The organism is Paracidovorax konjaci, from assembly GCF_900112675.1.
GTDB classification, from domain to species: Bacteria; Pseudomonadota; Gammaproteobacteria; order Burkholderiales; family Burkholderiaceae_C; genus Paracidovorax; species Paracidovorax konjaci.
Genome location: NZ_FOMQ01000025.1, coordinates 1 through 16,798, shown reverse-complemented (window position 1 = coordinate 16,798; position 16,798 = coordinate 1). Strand labels below are relative to the sequence as shown.

The 16,798-nt window shown below is 56.3% G+C and carries 19 protein-coding genes and 2 tRNA genes; 3 read left to right on the top strand and 18 right to left on the bottom strand.

Translation table 11 applies throughout. The features are described from left to right. Nucleotides 1-18 precede the first annotated feature (18 nt). Nucleotides 19-675, top strand: coding sequence for a glutaredoxin family protein (locus BM144_RS21890; protein ID WP_434802690.1), 657 nt, complete (start codon nucleotides 19-21; stop codon nucleotides 673-675). Between the two features lie 103 nt (nucleotides 676-778). Here BM144_RS21890 and rpiA read toward each other — a convergent pair whose 3' ends face one another. Continuing rightward, complete coding sequence (gene rpiA, locus BM144_RS21885) at nucleotides 779-1,471, bottom strand: ribose-5-phosphate isomerase RpiA (protein ID WP_092957671.1); 693 nt, start codon at nucleotides 1,469-1,471, stop codon at nucleotides 779-781. 34 nt (nucleotides 1,472-1,505) lie between these two features. On the opposite strand from rpiA, the gene BM144_RS21880 reads away from it, so the two are divergent. Beyond that, nucleotides 1,506-2,582: a quinone-dependent dihydroorotate dehydrogenase gene (locus tag BM144_RS21880; protein WP_092957668.1), complete on the top strand. Its 1,077-nt coding sequence runs from the start codon at nucleotides 1,506-1,508 to the stop codon at nucleotides 2,580-2,582. Between the two features lie 14 nt (nucleotides 2,583-2,596). On the opposite strand, the gene BM144_RS21875 is transcribed toward BM144_RS21880, so the two are convergent. The 16 genes from BM144_RS21875 to uvrB all read right to left on the bottom strand — a co-directional run bounded on the left by BM144_RS21875 (nucleotide 2,597) and on the right by uvrB (nucleotide 15,111). Continuing rightward, complete coding sequence (locus tag BM144_RS21875; RefSeq protein ID WP_245783765.1) at nucleotides 2,597-2,920, bottom strand: hypothetical protein; 324 nt, start codon at nucleotides 2,918-2,920, stop codon at nucleotides 2,597-2,599. A gap of 35 nt (nucleotides 2,921-2,955) precedes the next feature. Next, nucleotides 2,956-3,351 carry a phage holin family protein gene (locus tag BM144_RS21870; RefSeq protein ID WP_092957662.1) on the bottom strand — a complete coding sequence of 132 codons (396 nt, stop codon included), beginning with the start codon at nucleotides 3,349-3,351 and terminating at the stop codon, nucleotides 2,956-2,958. Between the two features lie 108 nt (nucleotides 3,352-3,459). Continuing rightward, nucleotides 3,460-3,768 carry an ElaB/YgaM/YqjD family protein gene (locus tag BM144_RS21865; RefSeq protein ID WP_092957659.1) on the bottom strand — a complete coding sequence of 103 codons (309 nt, stop codon included), beginning with the start codon at nucleotides 3,766-3,768 and terminating at the stop codon, nucleotides 3,460-3,462. A gap of 123 nt (nucleotides 3,769-3,891) precedes the next feature. After that, entirely contained in the window at nucleotides 3,892-4,995 is a 1,104-nt protein-coding gene (locus BM144_RS21860) for an NAD(P)/FAD-dependent oxidoreductase (protein ID WP_092957656.1), read from the bottom strand. Then, nucleotides 4,992-6,065 (bottom strand): histone deacetylase family protein, encoded by a 1,074-nt coding sequence (locus tag BM144_RS21855; RefSeq protein WP_092957653.1) that lies wholly within the window; start codon nucleotides 6,063-6,065, stop codon nucleotides 4,992-4,994. The genes BM144_RS21860 and BM144_RS21855 overlap by 4 nt, the downstream gene beginning before the upstream one ends. A gap of 130 nt (nucleotides 6,066-6,195) precedes the next feature. After that, nucleotides 6,196-6,270 (bottom strand) — tRNA-Val (locus BM144_RS21850). Nucleotides 6,271-6,309: 39 nt separating this feature from the next. Further along, nucleotides 6,310-6,384 (bottom strand) — tRNA-Val (locus BM144_RS21845). Nucleotides 6,385-6,423: 39 nt separating this feature from the next. Continuing rightward, complete coding sequence (gene dnaQ, locus BM144_RS21840) at nucleotides 6,424-7,140, bottom strand: DNA polymerase III subunit epsilon (protein ID WP_092957650.1); 717 nt, start codon at nucleotides 7,138-7,140, stop codon at nucleotides 6,424-6,426. A gap of 67 nt (nucleotides 7,141-7,207) precedes the next feature. Next, on the bottom strand, nucleotides 7,208-7,546 hold the full coding sequence (gene fdx / locus BM144_RS21835) for an ISC system 2Fe-2S type ferredoxin (protein ID WP_092957647.1): 339 nt from the start codon (nucleotides 7,544-7,546) through the stop codon (nucleotides 7,208-7,210). A gap of 30 nt (nucleotides 7,547-7,576) precedes the next feature. Further along, the gene (gene hscA / locus BM144_RS21830) at nucleotides 7,577-9,442 is read right to left on the bottom strand and encodes a Fe-S protein assembly chaperone HscA (RefSeq protein ID WP_092957644.1); all 1,866 of its coding nucleotides are present in this window, start codon (nucleotides 9,440-9,442) and stop codon (nucleotides 7,577-7,579) included. Between the two features lie 106 nt (nucleotides 9,443-9,548). Continuing rightward, nucleotides 9,549-10,061: a Fe-S protein assembly co-chaperone HscB gene (gene hscB, locus BM144_RS21825; protein ID WP_092957641.1), complete on the bottom strand. Its 513-nt coding sequence runs from the start codon at nucleotides 10,059-10,061 to the stop codon at nucleotides 9,549-9,551. Nucleotides 10,062-10,140: 79 nt separating this feature from the next. Beyond that, nucleotides 10,141-10,464, bottom strand: coding sequence for an iron-sulfur cluster assembly protein IscA (gene iscA, locus BM144_RS21820; protein ID WP_092957638.1), 324 nt, complete (start codon nucleotides 10,462-10,464; stop codon nucleotides 10,141-10,143). Between the two features lie 8 nt (nucleotides 10,465-10,472). Further along, the gene (gene iscU / locus BM144_RS21815; protein WP_092957635.1) at nucleotides 10,473-10,871 is read right to left on the bottom strand and encodes a Fe-S cluster assembly scaffold IscU; all 399 of its coding nucleotides are present in this window, start codon (nucleotides 10,869-10,871) and stop codon (nucleotides 10,473-10,475) included. A 39-nt stretch (nucleotides 10,872-10,910) separates the two neighbouring features. After that, nucleotides 10,911-12,131: an IscS subfamily cysteine desulfurase gene (locus BM144_RS21810; protein ID WP_092957632.1), complete on the bottom strand. Its 1,221-nt coding sequence runs from the start codon at nucleotides 12,129-12,131 to the stop codon at nucleotides 10,911-10,913. Between the two features lie 97 nt (nucleotides 12,132-12,228). After that, nucleotides 12,229-12,765, bottom strand: a complete 537-nt coding sequence (gene iscR / locus BM144_RS21805) for a Fe-S cluster assembly transcriptional regulator IscR (RefSeq protein ID WP_092837108.1) — start codon at nucleotides 12,763-12,765, stop codon at nucleotides 12,229-12,231. 246 nt (nucleotides 12,766-13,011) lie between these two features. Continuing rightward, on the bottom strand, nucleotides 13,012-15,111 hold the full coding sequence (uvrB, locus tag BM144_RS21800) for an excinuclease ABC subunit UvrB (RefSeq protein WP_092957629.1): 2,100 nt from the start codon (nucleotides 15,109-15,111) through the stop codon (nucleotides 13,012-13,014). Between the two features lie 103 nt (nucleotides 15,112-15,214). On the opposite strand from uvrB, the gene BM144_RS21795 reads away from it, so the two are divergent. Then, nucleotides 15,215-16,411, top strand: a complete 1,197-nt coding sequence (locus tag BM144_RS21795) for an amino acid aminotransferase (RefSeq protein WP_092957626.1) — start codon at nucleotides 15,215-15,217, stop codon at nucleotides 16,409-16,411. A gap of 55 nt (nucleotides 16,412-16,466) precedes the next feature. Here the strand turns inward: BM144_RS21795 and BM144_RS21790 are convergent. Continuing rightward, nucleotides 16,467-16,798: transposase (locus tag BM144_RS21790; RefSeq protein WP_139225808.1), on the bottom strand; the 332-nt coding region annotated here is incomplete at its 5' end.

Below are 16,798 nucleotides of genomic sequence, written 5' to 3'. Positions count from 1 at the left end.
TTCGCAGGAGAGATATGCATGAAGCCGACACATATGACCCCCCGCCTGGCCGCGCTGTGTGCGGCGGCCTGTGCCGCCATGGCCGCCGCCGTGCCGGTGGGCGCGCAGACCGTCTACCGCATCTTCGGGCCGGACGGCAAGGTCACTTTCTCGGACCGCGCCCCCGATGCGAAGACGGCTCCCGCCCCGTTGGCCAGCGGGCGCAGTGCCGCCGGGGCCGCACTGCCCTACGAGCTCCAGCAGATCGTGGGCCGTTTTCCGGTGACGCTCTACACCAGCAACGATTGCGCACCCTGCAGCAATGCCCGTGATCTTCTTGCCAACCGCGGCGTTCCCTTCACGGAACGCACGGTGAACACCAACGAAGACATCGATGCGTTGCAGCGCATGAGCGGCTCGACCACCCTGCCCTTCGGCACCATCGGATCGCAGCAGCTTTCCGGATTCTCGGACGCCGAGTGGACGCAATACCTCGACGCAGCGGGATATCCCAAGCAGTCCCAACTGCCCGCGGCCTATCGTCGCCCGCCTGCTGCGCCCTTGGTGGCCGCGAAGACTGCAGCTCCAGCACCCGCCCCCGCGACAGGGCCCGCCACCTCGACAGCTCCCGCCCCGGCAAACAGCCCGCCGCCCGCAGCACCGAATCGCAGCAACCCGGCAGGCATCCAGTTCTGAACGGCAGATCGTTCACGCGCCAGGCAGGCAGGGCCTGACTGCGTTCGATTCAGGCCCTGAGAGGGCTTTGGCCCCTTGACCTGTGTGGCTCGAGGGGCCAGCTTCAGTATTGGAGGGTGCGTACGCCTTCAGGCGCTCCGATCAAAGCAACGTGCGCTTTCTGGTGGGCAAAAACGCCCACCGTGACGACGCCTGGCCATTGGCTGACATCCGACTCGAACGCCAGGGGCTCCTGGATCGAAAGACCGTGCACGTCGAGGATGTGCTGCTGGTTGTCTGTCACCACGGGGAGGCCATCGGCGGTGCGCCGCAGCACAGCGTTTCCACCCAGCGCCGAGAAGCGGCGCGCGATCTGCTCCGCAGCCATGGGAATGACCTCCACCGGCAAAGGAAAGCGGCCCAGCGTATCGACCAGCTTGGAGGCATCTGCGATGCAGACGAATTGCCGAGCCAGCGCGGCCACGATTTTTTCGCGCGTCAGTGCGGCGCCGCCACCCTTGACCAGGTTCCCACGGGGATCGATTTCGTCTGCACCATCGATGTAGACCGAAAAACCTTCGACCTCATTCGCGTCCAGCACCGGAATGCCCAGGGCCTTCAACCGCTGGGTGCTGGCCTCGGAACTGGACACGGCGCCACGGATCTGGCCTTTCATGCTCCCCAGGGCTTGGATGAACTGATTGACCGTAGAACCGGTGCCCACCCCCACGATATCGCCAGGCACCACATACTGCAGCGCGGCCTGGCCGACAAGGGCTTTGAGTTCATCTTGGGAAAGGGAGGCAGAGGTGGTCATGGGAGAGAATCGGAGTGAATCCCGAATTATCCCCATGTCACTGATCCCCTACGCCCTCACCCGCCCGTTTCTCTTCGGCATGGATGCCGAGGCCGCCCATGAATTCACCATGGAGATGCTGGCACGCGGCCAGCGCACCCCATTGCAATGGGCATGGAGCAGCGAGATGGTTTCAGACCCCATCGAACTGGCAGGCCTGCAATTTCCGAATCGGGTCGGACTGGCTGCAGGCTTGGACAAGAACGCGCGCTGTATCGATGCCCTCGCCGCCATGGGCTTCGGATTTGTCGAAGTTGGCACGGTAACGCCTCGCGCCCAGCCGGGCAATCCGAAGCCACGGATGTTCCGGCTGCCCGAAGCCCAGGCACTCATCAATCGCCTCGGCTTCAATAACGAGGGCCTCGACGCGTTTCTCCACAACGTGCGTCAATCGAAGAGCGGAACAGCGCCAGCGCCATCGAAGCGGATGCTGCTGGGCCTGAATATCGGAAAGAACGCCACCACCCCGATCGAAGAGGCGACACGCGACTACCTGTTGTGCCTCGACGGCGTCTATCCGCGCGCCGACTACGTGACGGTCAACATCAGCTCACCCAACACCCAGAACCTGAGAGCACTGCAAAGCGACGCGGCACTGGATGGCCTGCTCGGAGCCATCGCAGAGCGAAGAGAACTGCTGGCAGAAAAGACTTCGCCAGAAACCGGACAGAAACCACGCGTGCCGATCTTCGTGAAAATCGCCCCGGATCTGGACGAAGATCAGGTTGCAGTGATCGCAGCCACTTTGCAGCGCCACCAAATGGATGGCGTCATTGCGACCAACACCACGATCTCGCGGGACGCCGTCAAAGGCCTCAAGCATTCGGAAGAAACGGGAGGCCTGAGCGGTGCGCCAGTGCTGGAGGCAAGCAATCGTGTGATTCGCCAGCTACGAAACGCTCTGGGAAAAGGATTTCCCATCATCGGCGTGGGGGGCATCCTCAGTGCGGAAGATGCCGTCAGCAAAATTCGTGCGGGAGCGGATGTGGTGCAGATCTACACCGGCCTCATCTACCAGGGCCCTGCACTGGTGGGCCAATGCGCAAGGGCCTTGCGTGACATGACCAGGTAGATCTCACACCGGTATCAGCGCTTCATCTTCATGATGAGCGGCATGAGAATGCCCGCCCAGCGCATGATTCGGGAAGGTCCGGCAGCCGCAGCCGCTCCTGCCGCAACGACCAACACGATCGGATGCTGCCGCGCGAACCAGACCACACGGCTCACCAACGGTGCATCAGGGTCGATGGGAACAGACCCATCCTCCCTGGCGTGCTGGCTGCGTAGCTGTGCAGTCTGCGCCTGCGCAGCGCGGCGGCTGCGCAGTCTCTCCCGTTGCATCGCAATGCGCTCCAAAATCTTTTTCTGCTCCGGGCTGGCGGGGATATCACTGACTGCAGCATGACCCAAGGGGCTCGGTCCTGGCGATGATCGAGACATGGTCATCACAGCCTTTCTTTGATTTGCCGCCAGTCTTCGCTCAACTCGCGACGGGTGAGGGGAAATGCATTTCCGGCTTTCTTTGCCGTGGTAACGAGTCCAGCCAGTGCAACAGCCCACAGCGCCAGCCACGTGCCGGCGATACTCCAGGCGACCAGGGTGCGTTGGGGCGCGTCCCAGAAATGAACCAGGATAGCGAGCGAGAGAAGTGTGAGCGCAATGACCGTCAGGCCTCCCACTGCGACCACAAATATGACAATCAGCGCAAGCCGCCGCTTCTCGTCTGCCCACTCCAGGCGCACCAAATCCAGACGGTCTTCAGCAGCAATGGCACCTTCGATGGTGGCCGCGCGCATACGGGCGAACCAGCCTTCCAATCCCAGAAGTGCCAACCAATTCATGCGGATCTTTCAATACATCGAGTCATTCGGAATTGCCCCGCCTCGCCTTACGGCATGAGGCAAGCCTTCATCGCGCGTTTCAAGGCGTTGGAGACGGGGCAGGGAGAATCAGCGCCGTGCCAGCAGGAAACCCACCAGCGCACCTGCAGCAAGAGCTGCAGTGGCTACGCGCCATGGTTCGTCGTGCGCATAACGGTCGGCCGCACGCGCAGCTTCCTTGGCTTGGTAAGCGGCTTCCTGTGCAGCGCGCACCGCGGAATCACGGGCCGTATGCAGGCCCTCATCCAAACGCTTGCGGAGTTGCCGGATTTCCGGAACGCTGTCCAAATCTTTGCTGGAAAGCACGCCACGAAGATCGGTTACCAGCTTTTCGAGTTCTTGCTGTGCGTTGGAGAAGGTTTCGGATGCAGAGGTCATAAACAAGCCTTTCATAGCGACAAACGAAGGTAATCCGCCGCCTCCCTGTCGGCTGTAGGCGGATGTCCCATATTACCGATGCGACCCTGCTGGAGGTGGTTCTCTTCAGATCGCCGCTCCGAATCACACCGTTAGGAGGCTCTCGACGTGCTCTGCAATTGCCAGGGCACTTGTCAGGCCGGGTGACTCGATCCCCAGAAGATGGACCTGGCCAGGCACTCCATGGGTCTCTGGGCCGAGGATGGTGAAATCGGCCGCAGGTTCTCGTGGTCCATGAATCTTGGGGCGCATTCCTGCATACGCTGGCTGCAACGTGCCGTCGCGCAGGCCAGGCCAGTACTTGCGAACCTCCGCATAGAACCCTAGGCCACGGGCAGGATCGACAGCCAGGTCTTCAGGATCAGGTACCCACTCGACATCAGGACCAAATTTCGCCTGCCCACCCAGATCCAAAGTCAAATGCACGCCCAATCCTCCCTCTTCCGGAACAGGGTAGATCAACCGTGAAAATGGGGCCTTGCCTGTCAAGCTGAAATAGCTACCTTTGGCGTAATGCGGTTGCGGCAGCGATGTGACTGCGGCGCCTTGAAACCGGCGAGCCATATCAGGTGCCCGCAATCCAGCCGCGTTGACGACGCAGAGCGCTTTCAGTTGGGTGCCATCAACGGCCTCCAACAGAATCGAGCCTGGTACACACGTCGCCTTGGCAAAAGGTGCGTTCAGCACAACGATGCCACCCGCATTCTCCAGATCTCCCTGCAGGGCAAACATGAACGCATGGCTATCCACGATTCCTGTGCTGGGGGAAAGCAATGCCGCTGCGCATTCCACCGCGGGTTCCAACTCCTGTGCTTCTTGCCGGGTCAAGCGCTGCAAATCAACGACGCCATTGGCCCGCGCTCGCGCGACGATCATGTCCAGTGCGGCCAACTGCTCCGGCAAAGTCGCAACGATCAATTTGCCGCAACGACGATGGGGAATCGCCCGTTGAGCACAGTAGGCATACAGCATGTGCTTGCCTTGCACACACAGGCGCGCCTTCAATGAACCTTCGGGATAGTAGAGGCCCGCGTGAATCACCTCGCTGTTGCGTGAACTGGTGCCACTTCCGACGGCGTTCGTGGCCTCCATGACCAGCACCTCGCGGCCAGCGAGAGCGAGCGCACGGGCCACCGCAAGGCCCACCACGCCAGCACCGATCACAACGCACTCGACGGCTTCAGTCATGCTTGCCGCTCTGGGGCCCTACCGGAAATCGCAGCGCGCTTGAATCCGTCAAGCACATTCACGGCATTGGTCCCCAACTCCGCTGCAGCGTACCCTCCTTCGAGAACGAACACGGCCGGCAGACCCAAACGCCCTAATCGCTCGCCCACCACGAAGAAATCATCGGATGCCAGCTTGAATCGGGAAATAGGATCCCCTTCAAAGGTATCAAGCCCCAAAGACACTACGACTGCTTGAGCGTCGCAGTCAATAATTCGCGAGCAGGCCAGTTCCAACGCTGCCAGCCAGTCCTTGAAAACGGTACCGGCGGCAAGCGGGATGTTGAGATTGAAACCGACTCCCTCCCCTTTACCTGTTTCATCGGCGTAGCCCAAATAGAAAGGGTATTCGGTCCGAGGATCGCCATGAATGCTGATGAACATCACATCAGAACGCTCGTAAAAAATACTTTGCGTGCCATTGCCATGGTGGTAATCCACGTCCAGAACTGCGACACGCTGAGCCGTTCCGCTATCCAACAACTGCTGCGCAGCGACTGCTGCATTGTTGAGTAAACAATAGCCCCCCATAAAGTCCGGGCCCGCATGATGCCCTGGAGGCCGTGTACAGCAAAAAGCGGCCTGCGCGCCCCTGGCAACTGCAGCGGCCGCACTCGCCGCAGCATCGGCACCCGCCTTCGCAGCAGCCCAGCTACCCTGTGCCAACGGAGTACCGTTGTCCATGGAATACAACCCAAGGCGGGCAACGAAATTAGCAGGCTCCTGATCGTCACGCAGCGTTCGTATAGGCCAGACGGAGGGAAATGGCTGGACATCAGCATTCAGCGGGTCAAGGGCCAGCCACTCCTGCCACGCACCTTGGAGAAATTTCAAATAACGAATCGCATGCACACGCTCGAGTGCACCAGTGCTATTGGTGTCTGGTACTTCCAACTCATACCCCCGCTCTCGCAGTCGTGCCTCGACGTAATCCACGCGATCAGGTTTTTCAAAGCATGGGACCCGCTCGCCACGAAAGAACTCATGAATCGGGGAATGCAGGCGATGCGAGGGGTTGTGATAAATGATCATGACGAAAGTCTCACTGCAACCGTAAGCAGAGAAAGATTGTGAGCGAGAAGTGAATCGAAGCCATACAACCGTGCTTCAATCGCTGCCACAAAGCAAAAGCCCCTGCAGACAAGGTCTGCAGGGGCTTGATTGGTGGGTGATACATGGATCGAACATGTGACCCCTGCCGTGTGAAGGCAGTGCTCTACCGCTGAGCTAATCACCCGCTCAGAAACGGCGCTGGGCGCACCGCTTTGAGGGAAACTGGTGGGTGATACATGGATCGAACATGTGACCCCTGCCGTGTGAAGGCAGTGCTCTACCGCTGAGCTAATCACCCGTGTCGTTGTTGCGACAGCCAACGATTATGGCACAGCTTTTAGCCTGTTGAGGCAATTTTCCAAATTGTTTTGCCGCCGCTGGCCTTGTCTATCTCCACCAGCACCTCGCTATGGGACGCAAGTTCTTTGTCATTTGCGAGAAGCACAGGCAACGTGAAGGCAGAGAGATCTACCGCAGCCAAGCGCAACATCGTACTTTCATCATCCTGCACATCATCGGCGATGAGCAGCGCATCTTGGCCGCGCGTGAGGTTGATGTATACGTCGGCCAGCAGTTCGGCGTCCAGCAGAGCACCGTGCAATGTCCGGCTGGAATTGTCTACCCCTAAACGGTCACACAGCGCGTCCAGAGAATTGCGCTTTCCGGGGTATAGCTCTTTGGCCATGGCCAATGTATCCCGCACCCCCGCTACGTAGTTGCTGAACGCCGGGCGCCCTGTCAATTCGAGCTCTTTGTTCAAGAAGCCGACATCGAATGCCGCATTATGGATAATGATTTCAGCGCCCTGCAGGTATTGCAGAATATCATCAACCATCTCGGAAAATTTCGGCTTATCCTTTAGAAATTCATTGCTAATACCGTGCACTTTCAGTGCATCTTCATGGCTATCCCGACCCGGGTTGAAATACAAATGCAAATTGTTGCCCGTCAGCTTGCGGTTGAGCAACTCCACGCATCCGAGTTCGATGATACGGTCACCGCCTTCAGCGGAAAGACCTGTGGTTTCAGTATCCAATACAATCTGCCGACTCATAAATTCACCAAATATTAGCAAATTTTCAATTCACATTAATCACAATACAAATAGAAATCATATTCCATCAATGATTCTCCTTTGCGTGGTTAACGGTATATTTAGGAATTTCTATGGTGACATCGCTTTGCGATAGAATTGCTTGACAAGACAGTCGCGATTGCGGCTCTAACCCCCACGCACGATCAAGCAAATCCTCCTCCTCCTCTTCTGCTTGATTAAGAGATTCAGATCCCTTCCTTACGATAACATGACATGTTGTGCATGCGCAGCTCATATCGCAGGCATGCTCAATTTTAATACCATTATCCAGCAATGCTTCGCAGATGGAGGTGCCTGGGGGTGCATTGACTTCAGTTCCAACAGGGCAGTATTCGGAATGGGGCAATATTTTAATGACAGGCATGACGCTCAGTTCGCTGGAAAATAGATCTCTTTAAAGGCTTTGAATGCTCTTACCTGTCAAGGCCTGTTGTATACCGCGGTTCATGCGCTTGGCTGCAAAGGTTTCTGTACCTTTTGCAAGCGCTTCAGTTGCTGCTTCAATAACTGCAACTTGGCTAATTTCCTGCAAATTATCCAGCGCACTCATCAGTTCATCGATGGATGCCCTTTCGACTTCGGAAAGAAGATCACCGTCTGCATTCAAAGCGCTTTGAGTCGCCATAAGCGTACGGCTCGCATCAACTCTAGCCTCTACCAAAGCGCGAGATTGAATATCTTGCTCAGCCGTAGCGAAACCTTCCTTCAGCATTTCAGCAATCTGTCTATCCGAGAGTCCATAGGATGGTTTTACATCTATTTGAGCCTCTATGCCGGTGCTCTGTTCACGCGCGCTCACATTCAGCAGTCCATCCGCATCCACCGTGAAAGTGACCCTTACACGCGCAGCACCTGCTGCCATGGGTGGGATACCTCGCAATTCAAATCGAGCCAAACTGCGACAGTCGACTACAAGATCCCTTTCACCTTGAACGACGTGAATGGCCAACGCGGTTTGCCCATCTTTGTAGGTGGTGAAATCTTGTGCCTTTGCTGTCGGAATAGTCTCGTTGCGAGAAATAATCCGCTCTACCAACCCACCCATTGTCTCAATACCAAGCGAAAGCGGAATCACATCAAGAAGCAGCATCTCTCCAGATGGATTGTTTCCTGCCAATTGATTCGCCTGGATAGCAGCACCCAACGCTACAACTTCGTCAGGATTCAAATTGTTCAGCGGCTGGGATCCAAAATACTGCGACACGGCCTTTTGTATTTGTGGCATGCGAGTTGCACCACCCACCATGACCACACCCTCGATGTCCTCAGGTTTCAACTGCGCGTCTCTTAAAGCACGCTTAACGGCAATGAGAGAGCGGGCTGTTAATGCCTCAGTGACTGCTTCAAACTCCTGACGCTGCACTGCTAACTGCACTTCATGCCCTGAAATGTAAGCCCTGAAAATAGTCTTATCTACGTGAGTCAGCTGCTCTTTGCAGAGCCGCGCCGCGGAGAGCAAAGCCACCTTGTCTGCGGCATTTTCAACAGCAATTCCCAGACGCGCAGCCACCCATCCAGAAAGCGCCGCATCATAATCATCACCACCCAAAGCGGAATCGCCTCCTGTGGACATGACCTCGAATACTCCACGGCTCAACCGCAAGATGGAGATATCGAATGTCCCCCCTCCAAGATCATATATCGCATAAATACCTTCACTGGCGTTGTCAAGGCCATAAGCAATAGCCGCAGCAGTAGGCTCATTAATAAGACGTAGCACATTCAAACCCGCAAGACGGGCTGCATCTTTAGTCGCCTGTCGCTGAGCATCATCAAAATAAGCAGGTACGGTAATAACAGCACCGTACAGATCGTTATTAAACGTATCTTCTGCCCTGTATCGCAAAGTGGCTAGGATCTCAGCACTAACTTCAACTGGGGATTTTCCTCCGTCAACAGTTTTTAGAGCCAACATTCCGCCGGCTTCAGATTTAACAAAAGCAAACGGAAGTTTTTCGGCATCATTAATATCATCCAACCCTCTGCCCATAAACCGCTTTACGGAGGAAATGGTATTAGTCGGATCTTCTGCCTGAGCAGCAAGTGCCTCGTAACCGATTTGACGACGGCCATCACTGCCCAGATAACGAACGACCGAAGGCAATAAGACTCGTCCTTGGCCGTCAGGCAGGCATTCTGGAATGCCGTTACGAACAGAGGCAACAAGAGAATGGGTGGTACCCAAATCAATCCCTACAGCAATGCGCCTTTGATGGGGATCAGGGGATTGGCCAGGTTCAGATATCTGCAGAAGCGCCATAATTCCGATGTATAAATTTTTGCGTGTCGCAAATGTCTCAAATTTGGCAGCATGTATTTTTCTGCAATTCGAGCATCTTCATTCACGCCAAAAAGGCAAGATTAATCTAGATTGACTCCAACTTGCGATCTATATCCAAGGCAAAGCGTTCAATGAACATCAGCTTCCTGACATCTGCAGCCGCTGCAGAATAGTCCTGCTGTTCATCGATCAAATAGCCGCAGCGTTTGATAGTTTCGCTTTGCTCGCTTCGAACCTCATCATTCAGTCGAACAATGGCTTCTTCACTTTCTGCTTCATCAAGACTTTCGCGCCACTCCATCTGCCGAATTAAGAAGTCTGAAGGCATAGCCGTATTATCTTCCGCCTGTATCCGGGCTCCATGCATCTCGCATAAATATGCGGCTCGTCGCAAGGGACTTTTAAGTCGCTGGTATGCCTCATTGATTCGAACAGACCATTGCATTGCAACGCGTTGTGCCGCTGCCCCATGCACGGTAAAGCGATCCGGGTGGGCTTCCCGCTGCAACTCCTTCCAGCGTGTATCGATTTCGCTTTTATTCTGAGCAAACCGAGGTTGCAGGCCAAATATCTCGAAATCGTCAGATTGCAAATTCATAACAAGAAAACCGCCATCACGCATGTGATGGCGGTTTATACAAGAAAAAAATGACCAGGCCGAAAGAGTTCAATACCGATTAAATGCGAAAGCTTTCGCCACAGCCACAGCGATCACGCTCGTTAGGATTCTCAAATCGAAACCCTTCATTCAGCCCTTCCCGCACAAAGTCCAACTTAGTACCATCAATATAAGCAAGACTCTTTGGATCGATAAGAATTTTGACCCCATGGTCCTCAAAAACTATATCTTCAGGCTGAGGGGCATCCACATACTCTAGCTTATACGCCAATCCAGAACAACCGGTGGTTTTTACCCCTAGACGCACTCCCAAACCTTTACCGCGACGAGTAAGGTACCGGCTAACATGCCGCGCTGCGGCCTCGGTGAGAGTAATTGCCATACGAGCTATCAGGCAGTCGCCAAGGCTGCATGCTTGGCTTTGTAATCATCCACTGCTGCCTTGATTGCATCTTCCGCCAAAATGGAGCAATGAATCTTCACGGGCGGCAATGCCAACTCGTGTGCAATCTCAGCATTTTTGAGCGCAGCCGCCTCATCGAGCGTCTTGCCCTTAACCCATTCCGTCACCAATGAAGACGAAGCGATAGCAGACCCACACCCGTAGGTTTTGAAGCGCGCATCTTCAATCACTCCCGTTTCGGGATTGACCTTAATTTGTAGCTTCATCACATCGCCACAAGCAGGCGCACCTACCATACCAGTCCCGACGGCATCATCGCTTTTGTCAAAAGAACCCACATTGCGTGGATTTTCATAGTGGTCGATAACTTTATCAGAGTAAGCCATGATTTACCTACCTTTCTCTTCTTCCAATCTGCAATGAACTTAGTGTGCAGCCCATTGAATGGCACTGATGTCCACGCCGTCTTTATACATTTCCCACAGCGGACTCAATTCCCGCAGTTTCGCAACATTATGGCGGATCGATGATATTGCAACATCGATTTCTTCTTCCGTAGTGAATCTTCCGATCGTCATACGAAGACTGCTATGAGCCAGCTCATCACTACGTCCTAACGCACGCAAGACGTAGCTAGGTTCCAAACTGGCCGAGGTACATGCAGACCCCGAGGACACAGCCAATCCTTTGATACCCATAATCAAAGATTCACCTTCAACATAATTGAAGCTGATATTTAGGTTATGGGGCACTCGGCGCTCCATATCCCCATTAATAAATACTTGCTCAATGTCAAGCAATCCATCAAGCAATCTCTTCTGCAAGGAGCGGGCCTTGTTCAAATCCTGAGGCATCTCTTCTCTGGCAATCCTGAAAGCCTCACCCATGCCAACGATCTGATGCGTCGGTAAAGTTCCAGACCGCATGCCCCGCTCATGCCCACCACCGTGCATCTGCGCCTCGAGCCGGATCCGCGGCTTCCGACGAACATAAAGAGCTCCTATGCCTTTCGGGCCATAGGTCTTATGTGAGGCAAGGCTCATCAAATCGACCGGCAGGGTTTGCAGATCGATATCCACCTTGCCTGTGGCCTGCGCTGCATCAACGTGAAAAATTACACCCCGCTCTCGGCACAATGCACCGATTGCAGGAATGTCCTGAATGACACCAATTTCATTGTTGACGAACATCACGCTCAGCAAGACAGTGTCAGGACGTATAGCTGCTTTGAGTACCTCAAAGTCGAGTAAGCCATCTTCCTGCACATCCAAGTAGGTGACTTCGAACCCTTGACGTTCCATTTCCCGCATTGTGTCCAAAACGGCTTTATGTTCCGTTTTGACAGTGATCAGATGCTTGCCCTTTCCTTTGTAGAAATTGCCTGCACCCTTAATTGCCAGATTATTAGATTCCGTCGCCCCACTGGTCCAAACAATTTCCCGTGGATCTGCATTAATCAGAAGCGCTACTTCTGCACGGGCCTTCTCCACAGCCTCTTCGGCTTCCCAGCCCCAAGCATGGCTACGAGAAGCGGGATTGCCAAAATGCTCGCGCAACCATGGAATCATGGCATCCACTACGCGCGGATCGACAGGCGTAGTGGCTCCATAGTCCAAATAAATGGGGAAATGCGGTGTCATATCCATGGCTGGCTCAATAAAAATCTGGCTGGCAGTTGCTGGTCACGGAAGCTGACGCTGCGCGAGCAAAGCAGCCGTCCCCCCGGTCGCCCGGGATCCCAATTCAAGACTTGGCGAAAGCGTTGCCCAACGCAAACACCGAATTGGGTGCATTGACGCGAATAGGCTTCACCACTGGAGTCGTGGAAATAGCCCGACGTACTACAGGCTTGTCTTCGATTTGAACGCCTTTGGCAATCTGGTCATCCACCAGCTTCTGAAGGGTGACAGAATCCAAAAACTCCACCATCCGCTGATTAAGCGAAGCCCACAACTCGTGCGTCATGCAACGACCGGCATCGCCCAGGCAATTCTCTTTGCCCCCACACTGCGTCGCGTCAATGGGTTCATCCACAGACACAATAATGTCGGCCACAGTGATGTCCGCCGCCTTGCGGGCCAACGTATATCCACCGCCCGGTCCACGCGTGGATTCAACGAGTTCATGGCGTCGCAGCTTGCCGAAAAGCTGCTCCAAATAAGACAGCGAAATCTGTTGCCGCTGGCTAATGGCCGCCAGCGTAACGGGGCCATTGTTCTGGCGCAGTGCCAGATCAATCATGGCGGTGACCGCAAACCGGCCTTTGGTTGTGAGACGCATCGCAAGCTCCTTTGTTGGCTTGTCCGTTGTAGAAATGCCGCGAACCGACCGCTGATCGGCAGACCAGACGGTCCGTGGCTTCGTCTCCGCCCTCACTCCCGCGGGTTACCGTGCAAGCGCACGTACGGCGGGAGCCCTTCTTCGTGGGCTGTTTTCTTGAATGTTTGAACGGAGTATAGCACAAATCCCTATTGATTTTGTCAGGTAACAAAACCGAACGGTCACAATTTCTCCTTGCTGTTCTTGCTACCCACCCCCGGCAACGATGCCGTCACCGCCACTCGCACCGAACGCCTGGGCCTTCAAGCGATTCAATTGATCCCGAGTCCTTGCCGCCTGTTCGAACTCCAAATTGCGCGCATGTTCCAGCATCTGTTTTTCCAGCCGTTTGATTTCTCGGGCAATGTCTTTGTCTGACATATCCTCCACCTGCGCTCTGCGCATAGCTTCCTGCTCGAGCCGGTCCGCCTCTCTCCCCGTTTTCTCGCTGTACACGCCGTCTATGAGATCACGAACCTGCTTGACGATGCTGCGAGGAACGATGCCCTGTGCTTCGTTGTGTGCGATCTGCTTGGCGCGCCGACGTTCCGTTTCATCGATGGCTTTTTTCATCGATTGGGTGATCCGGTCTGCGTAAAGGATTGCACGGCCATTCAGATTCCGGGCGGCGCGGCCGATGGTCTGGATCAAACTGCGCTCAGCACGGAGGAAGCCTTCCTTGTCCGCATCCAGGATCGCCACCAAAGACACTTCCGGAATGTCCAGCCCCTCTCGCAAGAGGTTGATACCTACCAGCACATCGAACGCCCCAAGACGCAGGTCTCGAATGATCTCGACACGTTCTACGGTGTCGATGTCGGAGTGCAGATACCGCACTTTGACTCCGTTGTCAGTGAGGTAATCCGTCAGCTGCTCGGCCATGCGCTTGGTCAGGGTCGTGATCAGCACCCGTTCATGTTGCTCCACCCGGAGCCTGATCTCCTGCAATACATCGTCCACCTGGTGTGTTGCAGGGCGCACTTCGACGATGGGGTCCACGAGCCCTGTGGGCCGCACCACTTGGTCCACTACTTGCCCAGAGTGCGTTTTTTCATAGTCTGCAGGCGTGGCGGATACGAAGATCACCTGGCGCATGCGACGCTCGAACTCTTCAAACTTCAAGGGTCGATTGTCGAGTGCAGAAGGTAGCCGAAACCCATATTCGACCAACGTCGTCTTCCGTGCCCGGTCTCCGTTGTACATGGCCGCCAACTGGCCGATCATCTGATGGCTTTCATCGAGGAACATCAGCGCGTCCGGCGGCAGATAGTCCGTGAGCGTGGCGGGTGGATCGCCGGGCGCTGCGCCTGACAGATGGCGGGTGTAGTTCTCGATCCCCTTGCAGTGCCCCACCTCGCTCAGCATCTCCAGATCGAACCGTGTCCGCTGCTCCAGACGCTGCGCTTCCACCAGCTTGCCCTCGGCCACGAACTGGGCCAATCGTTCGCTCAACTCCAGCTTGATGGTATCGACGGCTGTCAGAACCTTGTCGCGCGGGGTGACATAGTGGCTGCTCGGATAGATGGTGAAACGCGGGATCTTCTGGCGCACACGGCCCGTCAACGGATCGAAGAGCGACAAGGTTTCGATCTCGTCATCGAACAGTTCAATGCGGATGGCCAGTTCGCTGTGCTCGGAAGGAAACACATCGATCGTGTCTCCGCGCACGCGGAATGTCCCACGCGAAAAATCCTGCTCATTGCGCGTGTACTGCATCCGAATGAGTCGCGAAATCACGTCCCGCTGGCTGAGCTCGTCCCCCACCCGCATGATGAAACGCATCTGCGTGTAGTCCTCCGGGGCGCCGATGCCGTAGATCGCACTCACCGTGGCGACGATCACCACATCACGCCGCTCCAGCACGCTTTTGGTGGCGGACAACCGCATCTGCTCGATGTGTTCGTTGATAGCCGAGTCCTTTTCGATGAACAGGTCTCGCTGCGGAACGTAGGCTTCGGGTTGGTAGTAGTCGTAGTAGCTCACGAAATACTCGACCGCATTGTTCGGGAAGAACTCCCTGAATTCGCTGTAGAGCTGCGCCGCAAGCGTCTTGTTGGGGGCGAAGACGATGGCAGGCCTGCCCATGCGCGCGATCACATTGGCCATCGTGAACGTCTTGCCAGAGCCGGTCACCCCGAGCAGCGTCTGGAACACTTCGCCATCGCGCACGCCTTCCACCAGTTGCTCGATGGCAGCAGGCTGATCGCCCGCTGGCGGATAGGGCTGGAACAATTCGAACGGCGAGTCCGGGAAACGAACGAAGGAGCCCTCTTGCGCCACCGGCATGGTTTCGATGAGTTTTGGCATGGGTTCACGAAAAGTGGAGCCCTTAAAATCAGGGCGACCTGGCAGAGTACAACAGGCCCGGTCCACGTTCCGACATCCTCCGTCGATACCCCAAGGAAACTCCATGTCTCTCTTTACCGCCGTCGAAATGGCACCGCGCGACCCCATCCTGGGTCTGAACGAGCAGTACGCTGCTGACACCAATCCCAGCAAGGTCAACCTGGGGGTGGGCGTGTATTTCGACGACAACGGCAAGCTGCCCCTGCTGCAGTGCGTGCAGGCCGCTGAAAAGGCCATGATGGACAAGCCCTCGGCGCGCGGCTATCTGCCCATCGACGGAATCGCAGCCTACGACAATGCCGTGAAGTCGCTGGTCTTCGGCGAGAACAGCGAGCCGGTCACTTCCGGCCGCGTCGCCACGGTCCAGGCCCTGGGCGGTACGGGCGGCCTGAAGATCGGGGCTGATTTCATCAAGAAGGTGAGCCCCGATGCCAAGGTGCTGATTTCCGATCCCAGCTGGGAAAACCACCGCGCGTTGTTCACGAACGCCGGGTTCACGGTCGAGTCCTACACCTACTACGACGCGGCAAAGCGCGGCGTGGATTTCGACGGCATGCTGGCCAGCCTGAACGCTGCGGCGCCTGGCACGGTCGTCGTGCTGCACGCCTGCTGCCACAACCCCACGGGCTACGACATCACCTCCGAACAATGGGACGAGGTGGTCAAGGCGGTCAAGGCCAAGGGCCTCACGGCATTCCTGGACATGGCCTACCAGGGCTTCGGCCACGGCATCGCGGAAGACGGCGCGGTCATCGGCAAGTTCGTGGCCGCCGGCCTCAGCTTCTTCGTCTCCACGTCGTTCTCCAAGAGCTTCAGCCTGTACGGCGAGCGCGTAGGTGCTCTGTCGGTACTGTGCACCGACAAGGAAGAGGCCAGCCGCGTGCTGAGCCAGCTCAAGATCGTGATCCGCACCAACTACTCCAACCCGCCGACACATGGCGGCGCGGTGGTGGCTGCGGTGCTGGGCAATCCCGAGCTGCGCGCGCTCTGGGAAAAGGAACTGGGCGAAATGCGGGTGCGCATCAAGGCCATGCGGCAGAAGCTGGTCGATGGGCTCCAGGCTGCAGGGGTGCAGCGGGACATGGGCTTCATCACCAGCCAGATCGGCATGTTCAGCTACTCTGGCCTCACCAAGGACCAGATGGTTCGCCTGCGCACCGAATTCGGCGTGTACGGAACCGACACGGGACGCATGTGCGTGGCCGCGCTCAACAGCAAGAACATCGAGTATGTCTGCCAGTCGATCGCCAAGGTGATCTGAGCCTGGCGCGCCACCCCGACAAAACCGCCTCCGGGCGGTTTTTCTTTTAGAGCGGCTAACAAAACGGTGCGAGATGGCGAATGCAAATGACGCAGCAAGCCAGAGAAAGCAGCGCGACATGAATATCGATGCGACGTTCGAAGCGAGTGCGCAACTTGCCGAAGGCAGCCAACCAAGCGTGGGTGCGCTCCACCACCCAGCGATGACGCCCGAGCCGGTCATTGCGCTCGATACCACGCCGGGCAATACGCGCCGTGATGCCCAGCTTGCGCAGGTGGGCTCGGCAACGCGCAAAGTCATAGCCCTTGTCGGCATGCAACTTGTGGGGCCAACGTCTGGGCCGGCCACGACAGCCTCTCACCGTGGGCAAGGCATCGACCAGTGGCT